This window comes from Yersinia fenwicki, from assembly GCF_043099325.1.
GTDB lineage: Bacteria > Pseudomonadota > Gammaproteobacteria > Enterobacterales > Enterobacteriaceae > Yersinia.
The window spans coordinates 2,973,742-2,990,371 of record NZ_CP170755.1 but is presented as its reverse complement, the minus strand read 5'-3'; the positions used below and the strand labels follow the sequence as shown (position 1 = coordinate 2,990,371).

The window sequence follows — 16,630 nt, the reverse complement described above, 5'->3', positions numbered from 1 at the left end:
CGATGTTATATCGCCTCTTCAATAGCAATACAAAACAGTAAACAAGAGTTAGGAGCCACACCTTATCATCCACCCACTTCATACTGTGGGCTGGATCCTCAATGTATCCCCGTTCAACTGAGAGACATACTTTTATTACGTAATGGGAAGTAGTTAGCCAACAAATGACGTTGTACAGCGGGTGTTTATCGGGGCTAGCCAGGTAACCCCGTTGCGGTTTTATCTGTTTAAAATGTCACACGTTTTACATCGCTACAGCCTAATGCGGCCAACGTTGCTTGGGTGGCATTCCACTGCGAAAGCATAGAATGTTGACCTTCAACTAGCACCGCCCGGCGGATAGGGAGGTAATCCTTACCAGACATATTAGCCATAATTAATGCCGCTTGCAGCGGTGGCAAGCTTGGATTAAAAGCTGCATTTTCAGCATAGCGCCCGGTATAAATAATGCCTTCGGCGGTTTCCACTGCCACACCGCTATGGGAGTTACTGTAGGGTGCATGGCTGTGGTTCGCGCCCTCCAATGCGGCCTGAGTCAGATCATCAGCATTAGAAAGGGTATAACTGTGGTCAACAGGATCCATAAGTAGAGTCGTGATATTCAAATCTTTCGGGCCGAAAGCGTCTGGCAAATATTGCCCCAGAGTTGATGCTGGGCGATTTGGCAGATGAATATGCAGATCGGTTCCACTGTTTAGTTCATTCATAAATTGGCGGCAATGGCCACACGGCGTGTAATTGACGGTAATAGAGACAAGGCTGGCCTCATTATGCAGCCAGGCATGTGTTACCGCACATTGTTCGGCGTGGATAGTTTGTTGCAATGGGGTGCCACTAAACTCCATATTGGCGCCGAAATAGAGATTGCCGCTGATACCGCAAGCAATAGCCCCGACCTTGAAATTAGAGACGGGCGTTAATGCACAACTGGCGGCCAGTGGTAGCAATGCAAATGCTAGCGCATCATCATCTAACCCACTGTTGCTTTTCACCGCTTTCACTTGATCTGCTGTCAGCATTGCAGGGAAATCGTTTGCGCTCATGATTGGTTCAAGTGCGGATTGCAGTGAGGCGGGCAACTTAGCCCAAGCGTCATGAAAACGTGCTTGCATAGGGTTCTCTCCAATAGTTACGGGAAACTATTTTAGGCAGCTTGGGGCTTTCTTGGTGTGACGTGGATCTCGTTATATATGAAATTCATGCAAGTAAAATCTCAAATGAGAGATGTATCTCAAATTTATGCATAAATCCTCACTATACCCAATATATTTCAAGATGCAGGAAGGCGGCAAGCGAGAGAACCGCGATGAGCTTACATGAGTAAGTGATTCGGGCAAGTGCGCGCAACCAACACACCAGCAGTTTGAAAGATGATGGATATATTAGCCAAATAAATGTAGCAGCACTGGAAACAAAAAGGGCGCCAGCAGTGAGGTGATAATCCCGCAAATTACCAAGGCCAGTGAGCTGAATGCCCCTTCCTGAAAATCTAGCTCAGCACAACGGGCGGTACCCAGAGCATGCGATGCCGTCCCCATAGCCAGGCCGCGTGAAGCTTTAGTAGTGATTTTCAACAAATTCAACAAACTGTGACCAAACACCGCCCCCAGAATCCCAACAAAAATAACGCACACCGCGCTGATCGCCGGTAAACCATGAATAGATTCGGCCACCGCCATAGCAATAGGCGTGGTGACAGATTTAGGCAGTACTGACGCGGCAATTTCAGGAGTCGCCCCCATCCACAGGGCCACAGCAGTACCACTGACCATAGCGGTTATACTGCCGATAAAACAGATGCTAATGATTGATTTCCAGCGCGCGCGAATTTGATGCAATTGCTCATACAGCGGGAAAGCCAACGCTACGACTGCAGGCTGCAACAGATCGTTTAGGACTTTGCTACCAGCAAAATAATTGGCATAAGGCATATGTGTCACCAACAACAATGGAATGATAACAACCATTGATATCAGCAAAGGGTTCAGCAACGGCATTTTCAACCAACGGGCTAAACGGCGTGCACTGAAGAACACAATTAACGTGAGTGGCAGCGACCACCATAAGTTACTGATCATTTGTCCTCCTCGGAGTGAGTGGGAGAACCAATCACCTTGCGCTCACGATGGACATAATGCGAGCTGTAACCGACGACCAACATCACAACCAAGGTACTGACAACGCAGGAAACCACGATCGGGCCGAACTGCTTGGTGAGCTGGTCATAATATTGCATGACGCCAACACCGATCGGTACAAACAGCAGCGCCATGTAGCGGATTAAGAGGTGACAACCGGGTTTTACCCATGTCGAAGGCAAAATCTGTGAAGAGAGCAGGGCAAACAGAATCAGCATCCCGAGAATGCTACCGGGGATGCTGATGGGCAGCAGCAAGGCCACCGCTTTACCTGCCCACAAACACAGATAAATAATGGCGAAAGCCCGCAGATACTGCCAGCAAAGTGAAGTCACATTGCGCATAAAAAGAGTCCTGAGTGACGGAATACATTCATCATACAATTAACCTTGGCACTGTGCTAGGTATCACACTATGAATAATTTTTATGGAATGATGCCAATTACGACTCGTCTTGCAACTGAGAGGGTTGATGAGCTGGCGATTTTGCTAACTGGTAGCCGCGATAGAAAAATACCAGCCCCAAAATAGCCGCCACAATCAACATGTAGAACATCATCTCGGGTACGGCATAGGCCAACAGAAAGCCGCAGAGTACCGGGTTCGCAGCACCACCTAATTGACCGAGGTTCTGTACGCCATAGTAACTGCCTTTGAGATTCGCGGGTGCAATAAAATCGATAAACAGATATTCGACCGGGATAACAATAATCTCACCCAAGGAGAAAATCGCCATCGCTAGCATCCATATGGGGATTGACTGTTGCGCGGCCATAAATCCGAACAAACCAATAATAAAGAACAGCGTCCCCAGCATCAGCCAGCGCATTAAGTTCTGCTGATTCATACGGCGGCTTAATAGGTATTGCAAGGTAATGACAATGGCCGCATTGACTGTCATCACAGCGCCAATCACCTGATAGGCAAATTTGGCATCAGAAACAGTAATCAGGTATTGAGATAAATAGCCGGAGAACTGACCAAAGACAATGGCACTGAGCATGCTGCCGACGGTGAAATAGATCAGCCGTTTGTCATGGCGCAAAATACGAAACGTTTGGCGGAAATCTGGCACAGATTCAGTCTGCGTATGCTCCGTGACTGACATATCTGTACTGTCGATTCTGAATTTCAGTGTGATGGCAACCAACAACGCCAGTATGCCCGAAATGATAAAGGGGACTTGCGGCCCCATACTGACGACCAAAACACCCAATCCTGGGCCAACCGCCCAGCCAACATTGACGAGTGTGTAGTTGGCCGAGAAGGCTTTGATACGCTCATTGACTGGCAACCAGTCGGCAAAACAGGCTTTAATAGCGATGCTATAAACTGAGTATGCCGAATGCAACAATGCCAAAATCAGGATAATCCACGCCGGATGCTCAATCCACGGTAAGGTAAAAAAGGTGGCAGAAAACAGAGTAATTGCCAGCAAAATCAACCGCTTTTTATTGAATTTATCTACCAGATAACCGCCATACAGACTGGTGAAAATCCCTAAAGTCAAACTTGCTCCCAAGACCAGCCCTACCTTGTCTGGCGCTAGCTGAAAGTGTTCGGCCAAATAGATAGTGATAAACGGAAGTGTTACCGCTCGGCCAATGGTCAACACCAGCGAGGCAATCAGCAGGTTAGTGACACGCGATGGAAATCCTTTCATGGTATTTTCTTATTTTTAATTATGGGTAATAAGTTGTTTCTATGCGGATTGTTGCCAATAAAAAGGATGACACGCACAGCATTACGACGCGGCTCAGCCAATTACAGTAGACTATTGCAAGAGCGAAAGAGAGAGGGAGGAGGAAATTTTTTTGCAAATAGCAGATCGACCTGAATCGACCTGCCATTAATCGCGTTGTCCAAAGCTATTGGCGCTGCAGCCAGGTGGCCAGATAACCCCTGTGACTTTAAGGACCAGGGGATGATTAACCTAAATATTCGATGATAGATAGCCCGCCATTATAATCGGTGCTGTAGATAATCGCTTGAGCATCAACAAACACATCACATGACTGAATCACTTGTGGGCGACCGGGTCGTTTATCCATCATTTTTTCCGGTGCAGCGGGCACCAGAGCGCCAGTTTCTTTCGGCTGATAGGGGTTGCTGATGTCATAAGCCCGGACCCCCGCATTTTGATATGTGGCAAAAATCAGCGATGAACTGATAAAACTGCCAGGCCGGTTCTCATGCAGATTATGCGGGCCAAAATGTGCGCCTTTTTTTACATAATCTTGCTCATCCGGCACGGGGAAGGTTGAGATACTCACCGGATTGCTCGGCTCACGAATATCAAATACCCAAATATGTTTCTCGCCATCCTCTTGGTTATCCAGCACAGCTTCATCCAGTACCACCAGTAAGTCGCGTTCTGGTAGGGGAAGTGCAGTATGAGTCCCGCCGCCAAAAGGGGGACTCCAGTTACGATGACTGATCAGTTTTGGCTCAGTACGGTCGCTGACATCTAATAGTGTCAGGCCACCATCACGCCAACTGCCGTAAGCTGTATCACCACTGACAATGGCATGGTGTAATGCATAGCGCTTACCTTCAGGCCAGCTTGCTTGTTCCCCCACAGCGGTATGCATACCGGGTAAAGCATAACGCCCGGCAACCTGAGGTTTTTGCGGGTCAGCTAAGTCAATGGTCAGAAAAATATAATCACTGTAGCCGTCGAGCAGCGCAGAAACATAGGCCCAGCGCCCACCGACATACCAAATACGGTGGATACCGATGCCATCGAGTGGCAGAAAACTTATCTCGCGGGGCTTGTCCGGTAGCGAAATATCAAAAATACGTAAACCGGCACTCCAACTACGGCCTTCTTGTCGGGTACTGACCGTTTGGGCCACCGAGCGGGTGTAATACACTTTCTCTTCGGCAAAACTAGCGTCAGCAAACAAGTCACGGGCATTAATGACCAGTAGTAAGTCATCATGCGCTTGTAAGTGGACATTCCACGTATTGGGTGGCGCGGCGATAAAACCAGCCGGACGTGGTTTTTTTGCATCTCGTACATCAATAATCGAAACGCCCTGTGACACCATATGGCCGACATAAGCGAAACCACGATGCACCATCACCTGCACGCCATCGGGCTTTCCACCTTGGTCACTGTGACCAATCAGCCGCATATTGCGGCTGTATTCAGGTGTTGGCAAAACTCCTTGCGCTGCCATTTATTTCACTCCAAATCAATTTTTCGCATGAGTCTTTAATGACGTATTACGAGATTAATGACAAAGCCATTGATAGTTTGGCGAGTACATACCTAGGGGCACTTCGGCGGCTTGCGCCGCTTGTATTTAAAGCGAATAGCGACCCCAACGGCACGATTCTCCTTCTTGATTCTTTCAGCAGTCTGACTACTGACCATTTTTGGCAGCAAGGGTAGCAAACCAAGGTGAGTTGAAATCATCAGATTGCCCCCAGCCAGGGATGATTTTACTCAAACCCGAAACGTTAACTGGACCCGGTTGGCTCGCCAGCAGTGCTTGTGGAATAGAGGCTGCGCGGAATTCATAACTGGCTGGGGTCTCTTCACCGGCAATTTTCTTGGCAACCAGGCGTAAGTTAACGGCGCCAATAAGCTTAGGGTCGACAGCAACGCTGACTTTCCAAGGGCTATTCGCTTCGCGCATTAACTGCAAATCCTGATTCGAGATGTCAATACTGTACAATTTGATCTCTGTACGACCATTCTCTTGCAAGGCTTTATAAGCACCCTGAGTAAAGGCATCCCAAGTCCCCCAGATTGCATCGATTTTCCCTTTCGGGTATTTCGCCAAGACTGCCCCTACTTTATTTGCGGTATCGCCTTGAACATCGGATGAAACAGCACCTATAGATTCCAGTTCGGTAATACCTGGATTTTGTTTCAACAGGGCTTGATAAGCGGCCTGGCGGCGTTCCATCGGTGGGAATCCGGCTACCCAGAGCTTGATAATATTCGCTTTACCGTTGAAGTCCTTGACCAACTGACCGAAGGATTCATTAGTCAGTGAGGCATCGTCTTGCTGAGTGACGGTCAGACCGGGGATATCACCCTGAATGGCAGTATCAAATACAGACACAGCGATGCCGTTCGCCGCAATGCGTTTTACCAGTTCAGTCGAGTAGGGGTCACGGCCCTGAGAAAGAATAATCCCATCGTATTTCTGGCTAATAGCCTGATTCACAAAGTCCTGAAAACGCGCGTCATCACCATTGCTTAAGAAAGTATCGACTTTGAAACCCAGCTTTTTACCTTCTTTCAATACACCAGACAGGAATTGAGTGGTGTTATCGTCGGAACCTAAATTACGGATCACAGCAATTTTAATTTGCCCTTGATGCTTGGCAATAGCATCAGGAATAGGGGATACCGTGGCGGTGTCCGCAGCAAATACTGGCAGTGCCGTCAACAGGCCTAGGGCCAGTAATGGGAAAGTAATTTTTTTCATCCGGAACTCCGTCATGGTGTTGATAAGTGATGCAATGTGTACGGAACTATCATTCATTGTTATGGCTATCTTTGTGTCTAGACGTCTATCTGTCTCTGTGTAGCATCATAACCATAACTATTTTGATAAGGAATTAACTTTGTTATGAATTTTTGGATCGCGTTATATCTTTTAGTTTGGACAGCTTAAATAAGCAGCAAAGTACCGGAGAAAGTTGAGTATCATGAGAGCAAATAGAACTAATAACCTTTTGTTCTCAGTGGTTTTATTCCAGCGAAATTTTATAACCTTATTTTTATTGAGACAAATATTAGCGAGAATATTTTATTTCGCTACTTAGTCAGTCCTGATACTCTAAATAGGATTGAGTCATAAGAATAAAATAATAGTGGTTAATTACCATAAAAAAATGAATTTTCACCATTTTAAATTTAATGATATTTAAAGGATTAAAGTCACCATGGTTAAAGTTAGCAGCCTATATAAATAAAGAAAGGATAGCACTGATATAGCACAGCTGAATTTGAGTTATGACATTAATAATCCCACATTTCGTTATATGTCTCGTAGTGAATGTCTTGTTTTATTTTTCCGCTACGTGTTGGCACTAATGACAATTATCTTTCTGGTCACTATTTTATTTCCAGACTTGATTGATGAAATTGTGGATTTTTCTGTTTCGTCTTTTCTAGCGGTACTATCATTGGTGCTGTTGCTACCTTGTTCATACCGTTTGGCTAGTCAAAGGTTAAGCCCATATTTATTAATGTTTCACCTTCTTCCACTCGGGTTTTATTTCTTGCACAGCTTATTAGCATTAAGTTTATCAGGTTTCTTCTTGCTTTATTTTATTGCTATAAATATATATGACATAAAACCACCGACATGTGAACGCAGAAAAAATCTGGTTTCAGCCTTACCTAATGAGTACCCATTTGGGCTGACGCTGATATTTTTTAGCTTAATATACATAAGCTTCTTTCTGTTTCTTGAATTTGATGATGCCATCATTTCTCTGATGATATCATCGTGGATTTTCTTTTTACTGGCTAAATGGCATTGGCCGGTTGTGGTATTAAATATAGTGGGTTCTATCGGTGTATTCTGGTTTTTCTCGTCAGGTTTCGTGGAAGTAAAACATCATAAGAATATTATTATTAATGCTCTGGTTAAAATTTCTTTGCTGGATAATATTTTATTCCTGATTTTCTCATTAAGTTTATTTATTAATATGCTGTTTTGGTTGGAGACTTGGCAACGAGAGCGGCAACCTAAAGCTAAAAGTGAGTGAAAATATTTTTAGCTCATTAATAGGCAATAAAAAAGCCGGTCAGATTACCTTATGACCGGCTTTTTTACGTACTAGAGCATGATTACTTCACTTGCATACCTGGCTGAGCACCATTGTCAGGGCTGAGCAGGAATATGTCTTTGCCACCAGGACCAGCAGCCATCACCATGCCTTCTGAAATACCGAAGCGCATTTTGCGCGGAGCCAGATTTGCCACCATGACGGTGAGTCGGCCTTCCAATATTTTAGGATCAGGGTAAGCCGAACGGATACCAGAGAAGACCTGACGGGTTTCACCGCCGAGATCCAATTTCAGTCTTAATAGTTTATCTGAACCTTCGACAAAATCTGCTTGTTGAATCAGCGCGATGCGCATATCTACTTTAGCAAAATCATCAAAACTGATGGTTTCCTGAAGTGGGTCATCGGCTAATGGGCCGGTTACCACGGCGGTTGCCGCCATATCTTCTTTAGAAGAGGCAACCATTTCGTTCACCTTATCCACATCAATGCGGTTAAACAGCGCTTTAAAGGCATTAATCTGATGGCCTAACAGAGGTTGTTCGATGCTATCCCAAGTTAATTCGGTATTGAGGAAAGCCTCAGTGCGTTCAGTCAGTGCGGGTAGCACCGGCTTGAGATAAGTCATCAGCACTCGGAACAGGTTGATACCCATAGAGCAAATAGCTTGTAAGTCGGCATCACGGCCTTCTTCTTTTGCCACTACCCAAGGTGCCTGTTCATCAACATAACGGTTGGCAATATCGGCCAGAGCCATAATTTCACGAATTGCTTTACTTGATTCGCGATTGCTATACGCATCGGCAATACTGGCTGCTGCATCGGTGAAGGTTTTATATAATGCAGGATCCGCAAGGTGATCGGCTAACTTGCCAGCAAAACGCTTATTGATAAAACCCGCATTACGCGAGGCCAGATTGACCACTTTGTTGACGATATCGGCATTGACGCGCTGGACGAAATCTTCCAGATTCAAATCAATATCATCGATGCGAGAGGATAACTTGGCGGCGTAGTAATAGCGCAGACAATCGGCATCCAGGTGTTTCAGGTAAGTGCCCGCTTTAATGAATGTGCCACGAGATTTCGACATTTTTGCGCCGTTCACCGTGACATAACCATGAACGAATAGGTTGGTTGGCTTACGGAAGTGACTGCCTTCCAACATCGCTGGCCAGAACAGGCTATGGAAGTAAACAATGTCCTTGCCAATGAAATGATACAGATCGGCTTCAGAATCTTTACGCCAGAACTCATCAAAATCTAAATCGCCGCGTTTATCGCACAGGTTTTTGAATGCGCCCATATAGCCGATAGGGGCATCAAGCCAGACGTAGAAATACTTACCTGGTGCATCCGGTATTTCGAAACCAAAATAAGGGGCATCGCGGGAGATATCCCACTGTTGTAGGCCTGATTCAAACCATTCCTGCATTTTATTCGCAACTTGTTCTTGCAGTGCGCCGGAACGTGTCCAAGCTTGCAACATATCGCTAAACGCAGGTAAGTCGAAGAAGAAGTGCTCAGATTCGCGCATGACCGGCGTCGCACCTGAAACCGCAGATTTTGGATCGATAAGTTCAGTCGGGCTGTAGGTCGCGCCACAGACTTCACAATTATCGCCATATTGATCGGGTGACTTACACTTGGGGCAAGTGCCTTTAACAAAACGATCAGGCAGGAACATCCCTTTCTCAGGGTCATAGAGCTGAGAAATAGTCCGATTCTTGATATAGCCATTCGCTTTTAGACGGCTGTATATCAGGCTCGACAGTTCACGGTTTTCATCACTGTGGGTAGAGTGATAGTTATCATAACTGATAGCAAAACCGGCGAAATCTTGTTGGTGCTCCTGGCTCATCTCAGCAATCATTTGCTCCGGTTCGATACCCAGTTGCTGAGCTTTCAGCATTATTGGGGTGCCGTGGGCATCATCTGCACAGATAAAATGAACCTGGTTGCCGCGCATTCGCTGGAAACGGACCCAGATATCTGCCTGGATGTGCTCGAGCATGTGACCGAGATGAATAGAACCGTTAGCGTATGGTAGCGCGCACGTCACCAATATTTTTTTCGCGACTTGAGCCATAGTGGGAAATTGCTTTCTTTATGTCGATTAAAGGGTCTTTGATGTTAACCGATATACTGGCTTGTCGCTAGGGTAAGGCGGTCTGCGAATGGCCTTAAGTCATAACAATGTTGTTTTAGACCGTTTTCAGCATATTTGGTTATTAACAATTCAGTTATGTGGGCTGAACCCGTTTTCTCTTTATTAGGCTCACACAGGTGTGACGGAGTTCTGGTACACTATTATTGTCTAATAACGATAAGTTTTGTTGGTTAATAACGATAAATTCAAGGAGCCGGGATGAGCCCAAAATCCCCCGAGCAGACCACCCCTGACCTGCTGCAATCACAAATTTCAAAGGTTCTTGCTGCCTTTACACACCCAACTTTGCAAAAGAGCCTGACTGAGCTGCGTGCTATTCATCACTGTGCCTTATTGGACAATGTGCTACATATCGAGCTGGTGATGCCTTTTGCCTGGCAGTTCGGTTTTGACCTATTAAAAGAGTCCGTCAGCGGAGAATTGCTGGCAGTGACGGGTGCCAAGGCCATTGACTGGAAGCTGTCTCATAATATCACCACCCTGAAACGCGCCAATGATCAACCCGGAGTCAAAGGGGTGCGCAATATTGTGGCGGTCAGTTCCGGTAAAGGTGGGGTGGGGAAATCCAGCACCGCCGTGAACCTGGCACTGGCCTTAGCTGAAGAGGGCGCAAAAGTCGGTATTCTGGATGCTGATATTTATGGTCCTTCCATACCAAACATGCTGGGTACCACAAATCAGCGGCCAACCTCCCCTGACGGTAAGCATATGGCTCCGATCATGGCCCACGGTATTGCTACCAACTCGATTGGCTATTTGGTCACTGATGAGAATGCTATGGTGTGGCGTGGCCCTATGGCCAGCAAGGCCTTAATGCAGATGTTGCAGGACACCTTATGGCCGGATTTGGATTATTTGGTCATCGATATGCCGCCGGGTACCGGTGATATCCAATTGACATTGTCACAGAATATTCCTGTCACTGGCGCGTTGGTGGTGACCACGCCACAGGATATTGCCTTGATTGATGCCATGAAAGGCATCGTGATGTTTGAGAAAGTGCATGTGCCAGTGTTGGGCATCATTGAAAATATGAGTATGCATATTTGCAGTAATTGCGGCCATCTGGAGCCTATTTTTGGTACCGGCGGGGCAGAAAAACTGGCTCAGAAATATCATTGCAAACTGCTGGGGCAAATTCCGTTGCATATTTCACTACGTGAAGATCTCGATCGCGGCGAGCCAACGGTAGTTAGCCATCCTGACAGTGAATTTGCTGATATCTATCGTCAACTGGCATCCAACGTTGCGGCAGAGATGTATTGGCAGGGGGAAGCAATTCCGACTGAAATATCATTCCGCGCGGTGTAATAACCTCTATACCCCCTGCGGCGTCAAACGCAAAGGGTATAACCCAAAGTCATTGGCGTTGCAGGTAGGCAGCAAACGAATGAGTCCCGATGAGCTGACACAGGTCAGTGATTCGGGTGAGTGAGTACCGCTAACACCGCTGCAGCGTCAAAGACGCAGGGTATTGTGCTGGCATCAAACCCGTTAACTCCTTATAATTGGCGCGCTCAAAGCACCTTGTGTGCTTTGTCTCCCTTCACACTTCGTAATCAGGTCTTTAATTTTATGACTGACAAAGCACACCAGTGCGTCATTATCGGGATAGCGGGTGCCTCAGCCTCCGGGAAAAGTCTTATCGCTAGTACGTTGTATCGTGAATTGCGTGAACAGGTGGGTGACCAACATATTGGTGTCATCCCTGAAGATGGTTATTACAAAGACCAGAGCCACCTGTCGATGGAAGAGCGGGTCAAAACCAACTATGACCATCCCAGCGCCATGGATCACAATTTATTGTTAGAACATCTGCAATCGTTGAAAGCGGGCAAGCCGATTGAACTGCCGCTTTACAGTTACACCGAGCACACACGTAAAAAAGAAACCGTCCATTTAGAACCGAAAAAAGTGATTATCTTGGAAGGGATCTTATTGTTGACTGATATTCGTCTGCGTCAGGAGATGAACTTCTCGATCTTTGTCGACACACCGCTGGACATCTGTTTGATGCGCCGAATGAAGCGTGATGTCAATGAACGCGGCCGTTCTATGGATTCGGTGATGGCTCAATACCAGAAAACAGTGCGTCCAATGTTCCTGCAATTTATCGAGCCTTCTAAGCAATATGCTGACATTATCGTCCCACGCGGCGGTAAGAACCGTATTGCGATCGATATCCTTAAAGCAAAAATTAGCCAGTTCTTTGAGTGATGTTCGTCTGGACCTTTGCTTCTTTATATGGCAGTTTTCATAAAATGTGAGCTGTAACATACGAATTTTGATGGGGATTTTAGCAATGAGACTGTGCGATCGTGACATAGAAGCCTGGTTGGATAGCGGTAAGCTGGGGATTGATCCTCGCCCGCCAGTAGAACGAATTAATGGTGCCACAGTCGATGTCCGCTTAGGAAATCAATTCCGTGTCTTCAATGGTCACACCGCCGCATTTATTGATTTAAGTGGCCCGAAAGATGAAGTCAGCGCAGCGCTAGAGCGGGTGATGAGTGAAGAGATCAATTTACCGGAAGGGGAGGCGTTCTTCCTGCATCCCGGTGAGTTGGCGCTGGCAGTCACCCTTGAATCGGTGACTATCCCCGATGATTTGGTCGGCTGGCTGGATGGCCGCTCTTCATTGGCTCGTCTTGGTTTGATGGTGCATGTGACAGCCCACCGAATCGATCCCGGTTGGCAAGGCAGAATTGTACTGGAGTTCTATAATTCAGGTAAGTTGCCGCTGGCACTGCGCCCTGGCATGCTGATTGGCGCGCTGAGTTTTGAGCCACTTTCTGGCCCAGCAGCTCGTCCTTATAACAGTCGTCAGGATGCCAAGTATCGCGGTCAACAAGGTGCTGTAGCCAGCCGTATTGATAAAGACTAGCCATTTTTCTCGCTGATTTTTTAGCCTGTTTGGACGTTTTAGCCTGATTAGACAAGAGGATGTCATGAGACGATTACTAACGACGTTAATTATCCTGCTAGTGGTATTGGTAGCTGGGATGAGCGCATTGGTATTGCTAGTAAATCCTAATGACTTCCGTGCTTACATGGTCAAACAGGTCGAAAGAAAAAGTGGTTATCACTTGCAACTGGAAGGTGATTTGCGCTGGCATGTTTGGCCGCAACTGAGCATTATCGCTGGCCGGACGGCGCTAACCGCCCCTGGCGCTAAGGCACCTGTGGTCAGTGCTGAGAATATGCGCCTTGATGTCAAACTTTGGCCGCTGCTGTCGCACCAACTTGATGTTAAACAAGTGATGCTAAAAGGGGCGGTTATCCGCTTAACCCCTGATAGCGAAGCACAACAGCAACCAGGAGCACCGGTTGCGCCGACGGGTAATGCACCGGTTAATGAGCAACGCGCCTGGAAGCTTGATATCAACAAAGTTCAGGTTGCCGACAGTTTGCTCATTTGGCAGCGTACAGATAATGATCAAGTCAATGTTCGCGATATCAATCTTGAACTTCAGCAAGATGCTCAGCGCCAAATAAATGTGACGCTTGCCAGTCGTATTAATCGCAATCAGCGAGATGTAACTTTCTCTATGGTTGCTGATGTAGATATGAGTCATTATCCACAGCAATTCGGCGCAAATATTAGCCAGTTCAGCTATAAATTGGAAGGAGCGGATATTCCTGTGGGGGGCGTCAGCGGCGAGGGTTTATTACAAGCCAGCTATCAACACGATATTCAGCAATTACTGCTCAATGATCTCAGTTTCACGGCAAATAGTAACCAGTTGACCGGGAGTGTCAAAGCGACTTTTGGCCCAGTTCCTGAATATGTTATTAATCTGGCTGCTGATAATCTCAACTTGGACTCTATCTTCGGTTGGGAACCCAAAAATACCGTCAGCAATGAGAACACCGCCAAACCGGCTACGGTGACCGCGCCGGTAATTGCTATTCAAGCCGATGATGATGTCGGACAGGACTTACAAGCCTTACGTGATTTTACCGCGCAAGTTACACTCACTGCGAATAATTTGATTTATCGCGCAATACAAGTCTCTCAGCTCAATCTACAGGCATCAAACCAGCAAGGTGATCTCCAGATTAGCCGCTTGACTGGTAATGCATTGGGCGGAGATTTTTCGCTACCCGGTTTGCTGGATGTGACCGGTAAGAAGGTGATTGCTGCTATCAATCCAGTGATAAACCATATGGAATTAGGCCCGGTATTGGCAGCCGTGGGTTTACCTCAGACGATGACCGGTAAATTCTCCATGAAAGCACAATTATCTGGTGATGGGATTAATGTTGAGGCGTTTAACCATCACTGGAAAGGTAATGCGCAGTTCAGCATGAATGATGCGAGGTTAGAGGGGCTGAACATTCAGCAACTTATTCAGCAAGCGGTCACGCGTAGTTCCAACGATGTTAAAGGCCAAGACCGCTATGAACGTTATACGGCGGTTAAACAATTGCAAGCGAATCTGGCCTTGAACAGAGGAAAGATGAATATCAGTGACCTCAGTGCCGATTCCGAATTGATTGCTATTAATGGTAAAGGTGAGCTCAACTTACCGGCACAGCAATGTGATATGAATTTGTCGGTGCGAGTGATACAGGGCTGGAGTGGTGAAGATCGCTTGGTCAAGTTTTTACAAAACACTAATATTCCACTGCGTATCTATGGTTCCTGGACTCAACTGAGCTATCAACTGAATGTTGAGCAGCTCTTACGGAATGAATTACAACAGCGCGCTAAAGAAGCACTGCGCGATTGGTCCTCCCGCAATGAGGATAATCGGGCTCGTCAGGATCTGAAAAAGCTTATTGATAAGCTTTAATACGGCATCACCCTCAATAGTAACAAGGCTATAGGGGGTGATAGTTTCTCTTTGTTATTTTCCTGTTATTGAATTGTTCGCCAATATCACCTGTCTAAATATAAAATCCTCTCTCCTGCTCACAAACTAATATTTGTTTCTAAAATCTCTTTGAATTATTGATAGATGTCATAAACTCGCCGGTGGACTTTGGGCAGAGTGCAGAGCGATTTCTGCGTTTTAACAATAATAATGACTGATACCTGAAGTCATCGGCATGCCGCTGGTTGCGATGTTATGCCGAAAGCAAAGGGTATTCAGCAACAAATGGGTATTCGGCGAGAGAGGCTATATGTTAGATCTTTTGATTGGGGTTGTAGTGGCCATCGGTGTCGGCCGTTATATTATTAAAGGCTACTCAGCCACCGGCGTACTCATGGTCGGCGGTTTACTGCTATTAATTATCAGCGCCCTCATGGGTAAAAACGTCTTACCTGCCAGTGCAACATCAACGGGGTGGCGGGCGACGGATATTGTCGAGTACGTTAAAATCTTGCTGATGAGCCGCGGTGGCGATCTTGGCATGATGATCATGATGTTATGTGGTTTTGCTGCCTATATGACCCACATTGGTGCGAATGATGTGGTGGTTAAGATTGCATCCAAACCACTGCAAATGATCAACTCCCCCTATTTATTGATGGTCGCCGCTTATATTGTAGCCTGTTTGATGTCTTTGGCTGTGTCATCGGCAACTGGATTGGGCGTATTGTTGATGGCGACATTATTCCCAGTGATGGTTAATGTTGGTATCAGCCGGGGTGCTGCGGCCGCAATCTGCGCATCACCCGCAGCTATCATTCTGGCACCCACCTCGGGTGACGTCGTATTAGCAGCAAAAGCCTCTGAAATGCCACTGGTCGATTTTGCCTTTAAAACCACATTACCGATTTCCATTGCTGCGATTGTTTGTATGGCCATCGCTCACTTTTTCTGGCAGCGTTACCTGGATAATAAAAGCCAGGAAAAGCATGAAATGATGGATGTTAATGACATAACAACCAATGCTCCGAGCTTTTATGCCATTTTGCCCTTTACACCCATTATTGGTGTGTTGATCTTTGATGGTAAATGGGGGCCAGAACTACACATCATCACGGTATTGGTTATCTGTATGCTGATTGCCGCAGTGATTGAGTTCTTGCGTAGCTTCGATGCGAAGACGGTATTTACCGGCCTTGAAGTGGCTTACCGGGGGATGGCCGATGCATTTGCCACTGTGGTGATGCTGTTAGTTGCCGCGGGGGTATTTGCGCAGGGATTGAGTACTGTTGGCTTTATCAGCGGTCTGATTGGATTAGCGCAATCATTCGGTACCGGCGGCATTATTATGATGTTGGTATTGGTCACCATCACCATGCTGGCAGCCATGACGACGGGTTCAGGTAATGCGCCGTTCTATGCGTTTGTTGAATTAATCCCGAAACTGGCAGCACAAATGGGGATTAATCCGGCCTATCTGGTGATTCCAATGCTACAAGCTTCAAATCTAGGCCGTACGCTCTCCCCGGTTTCTGGCGTGGTAGTGGCTGTGGCAGGTATGGCAAAAATATCCCCTTTTGAAGTGGTGAAACGCACCTCAGTACCGGTACTGGTTGGGCTGGTGGTGGTCATTGTTGCCACAGAAATTCTGGTTCCTGTACATTTATAATCTCTGACAGTAATAAAAAAGCCGGGTGGCAATAAGCGACCCGGCTCTACTCTTCACTGCTCACTCGGCCTGATAATTT

Annotated in this window: 13 protein-coding genes; 6 read left to right on the top strand and 7 right to left on the bottom strand. The window is 46.6% G+C overall.

Annotation, left to right across the window (positions count from 1 at the left end; translation table 11 throughout):
- Window positions 1-227 precede the first annotated feature (227 nt).
- From cdd to ACF3VQ_RS13670, 6 genes are all read right to left on the bottom strand, one after another.
- Complete coding sequence (gene cdd, locus ACF3VQ_RS13695) at window positions 228-1,112, bottom strand: cytidine deaminase (protein ID WP_392431582.1); 885 nt, start codon at window positions 1,110-1,112, stop codon at window positions 228-230.
- Between the two features lie 270 nt (window positions 1,113-1,382).
- Window positions 1,383-2,078: a CidB/LrgB family autolysis modulator gene (locus tag ACF3VQ_RS13690; RefSeq protein WP_005162334.1), complete on the bottom strand. Its 696-nt coding sequence runs from the start codon at window positions 2,076-2,078 to the stop codon at window positions 1,383-1,385.
- Window positions 2,075-2,482 carry a CidA/LrgA family protein gene (locus ACF3VQ_RS13685; RefSeq protein WP_392431580.1) on the bottom strand — a complete coding sequence of 136 codons (408 nt, stop codon included), beginning with the start codon at window positions 2,480-2,482 and terminating at the stop codon, window positions 2,075-2,077. Before ACF3VQ_RS13685 ends, ACF3VQ_RS13690 begins: the two co-directional genes overlap by 4 nt.
- Before the next feature lie 98 nt (window positions 2,483-2,580).
- Window positions 2,581-3,801, bottom strand: coding sequence for an MFS transporter (locus tag ACF3VQ_RS13680; protein ID WP_392431578.1), 1,221 nt, complete (start codon window positions 3,799-3,801; stop codon window positions 2,581-2,583).
- Window positions 3,802-4,066: 265 nt separating this feature from the next.
- Window positions 4,067-5,320 (bottom strand): LVIVD repeat-containing protein, encoded by a 1,254-nt coding sequence (locus tag ACF3VQ_RS13675; protein ID WP_392431576.1) that lies wholly within the window; start codon window positions 5,318-5,320, stop codon window positions 4,067-4,069.
- 186 nt (window positions 5,321-5,506) lie between these two features.
- Entirely contained in the window at window positions 5,507-6,583 is a 1,077-nt protein-coding gene (locus ACF3VQ_RS13670) for a sugar ABC transporter substrate-binding protein (protein WP_392431574.1), read from the bottom strand.
- A 508-nt stretch (window positions 6,584-7,091) separates the two neighbouring features.
- Between ACF3VQ_RS13670 and ACF3VQ_RS13665 the strand changes: the two genes are divergently transcribed.
- Window positions 7,092-7,874, top strand: a complete 783-nt coding sequence (locus ACF3VQ_RS13665; protein ID WP_392435589.1) for a hypothetical protein — start codon at window positions 7,092-7,094, stop codon at window positions 7,872-7,874.
- An 82-nt stretch (window positions 7,875-7,956) separates the two neighbouring features.
- Here the strand turns inward: ACF3VQ_RS13665 and metG are convergent, their stop codons facing one another.
- Window positions 7,957-9,984, bottom strand: coding sequence for a methionine--tRNA ligase (metG, locus tag ACF3VQ_RS13660; RefSeq protein WP_392431572.1), 2,028 nt, complete (start codon window positions 9,982-9,984; stop codon window positions 7,957-7,959).
- 279 nt (window positions 9,985-10,263) lie between these two features.
- Between metG and apbC the strand changes: the two genes are divergently transcribed.
- The 5 genes from apbC (at window position 10,264) to dcuC (ending at window position 16,551) form a co-directional block, all read left to right on the top strand.
- Window positions 10,264-11,376, top strand: coding sequence for an iron-sulfur cluster carrier protein ApbC (gene apbC / locus ACF3VQ_RS13655; RefSeq protein ID WP_011816717.1), 1,113 nt, complete (start codon window positions 10,264-10,266; stop codon window positions 11,374-11,376).
- Between the two features lie 264 nt (window positions 11,377-11,640).
- A complete protein-coding gene (gene udk, locus ACF3VQ_RS13650) occupies window positions 11,641-12,282 on the top strand; it encodes a uridine kinase (RefSeq protein WP_005162352.1) in 642 nt (213 codons plus the stop codon).
- An 85-nt stretch (window positions 12,283-12,367) separates the two neighbouring features.
- The gene (dcd, locus tag ACF3VQ_RS13645) at window positions 12,368-12,949 is read left to right on the top strand and encodes a dCTP deaminase (protein WP_005162354.1); all 582 of its coding nucleotides are present in this window, start codon (window positions 12,368-12,370) and stop codon (window positions 12,947-12,949) included.
- 64 nt (window positions 12,950-13,013) lie between these two features.
- A complete protein-coding gene (asmA, locus tag ACF3VQ_RS13640) occupies window positions 13,014-14,861 on the top strand; it encodes an outer membrane assembly protein AsmA (RefSeq protein ID WP_392431569.1) in 1,848 nt (615 codons plus the stop codon).
- A gap of 331 nt (window positions 14,862-15,192) precedes the next feature.
- The gene (dcuC, locus tag ACF3VQ_RS13635; RefSeq protein ID WP_392431567.1) at window positions 15,193-16,551 is read left to right on the top strand and encodes an anaerobic C4-dicarboxylate transporter DcuC; all 1,359 of its coding nucleotides are present in this window, start codon (window positions 15,193-15,195) and stop codon (window positions 16,549-16,551) included.
- The last annotated feature ends 79 nt before the right edge of the window (window positions 16,552-16,630 follow it).

Excerpts from the sequence above, each read along its gene's own strand:
- ACF3VQ_RS13690 (WP_005162334.1), bottom strand. The coding sequence starts at position 2,078 with ATGATCAGTAACTTATGGTGGTCGCTGCCACTCACGTTAATTGTGTTC.
- dcd (WP_005162354.1), top strand. The coding sequence starts at position 12,368 with ATGAGACTGTGCGATCGTGACATAGAAGCCTGGTTGGATAGCGGTAAG.
- ACF3VQ_RS13680 (WP_392431578.1), bottom strand. The coding sequence starts at position 3,801 with ATGAAAGGATTTCCATCGCGTGTCACTAACCTGCTGATTGCCTCGCTG.
- ACF3VQ_RS13685 (WP_392431580.1), bottom strand. The coding sequence starts at position 2,482 with ATGCGCAATGTGACTTCACTTTGCTGGCAGTATCTGCGGGCTTTCGCC.
- udk (WP_005162352.1), top strand. The coding sequence starts at position 11,641 with ATGACTGACAAAGCACACCAGTGCGTCATTATCGGGATAGCGGGTGCC.
- apbC (WP_011816717.1), top strand. The coding sequence starts at position 10,264 with ATGAGCCCAAAATCCCCCGAGCAGACCACCCCTGACCTGCTGCAATCA.
- ACF3VQ_RS13670 (WP_392431574.1), bottom strand. The coding sequence starts at position 6,583 with ATGAAAAAAATTACTTTCCCATTACTGGCCCTAGGCCTGTTGACGGCA.
- cdd (WP_392431582.1), bottom strand. The coding sequence starts at position 1,112 with ATGCAAGCACGTTTTCATGACGCTTGGGCTAAGTTGCCCGCCTCACTG.
- dcuC (WP_392431567.1), top strand. The coding sequence starts at position 15,193 with ATGTTAGATCTTTTGATTGGGGTTGTAGTGGCCATCGGTGTCGGCCGT.
- asmA (WP_392431569.1), top strand. The coding sequence starts at position 13,014 with ATGAGACGATTACTAACGACGTTAATTATCCTGCTAGTGGTATTGGTA.
- metG (WP_392431572.1), bottom strand. The coding sequence starts at position 9,984 with ATGGCTCAAGTCGCGAAAAAAATATTGGTGACGTGCGCGCTACCATAC.
- ACF3VQ_RS13675 (WP_392431576.1), bottom strand. The coding sequence starts at position 5,320 with ATGGCAGCGCAAGGAGTTTTGCCAACACCTGAATACAGCCGCAATATG.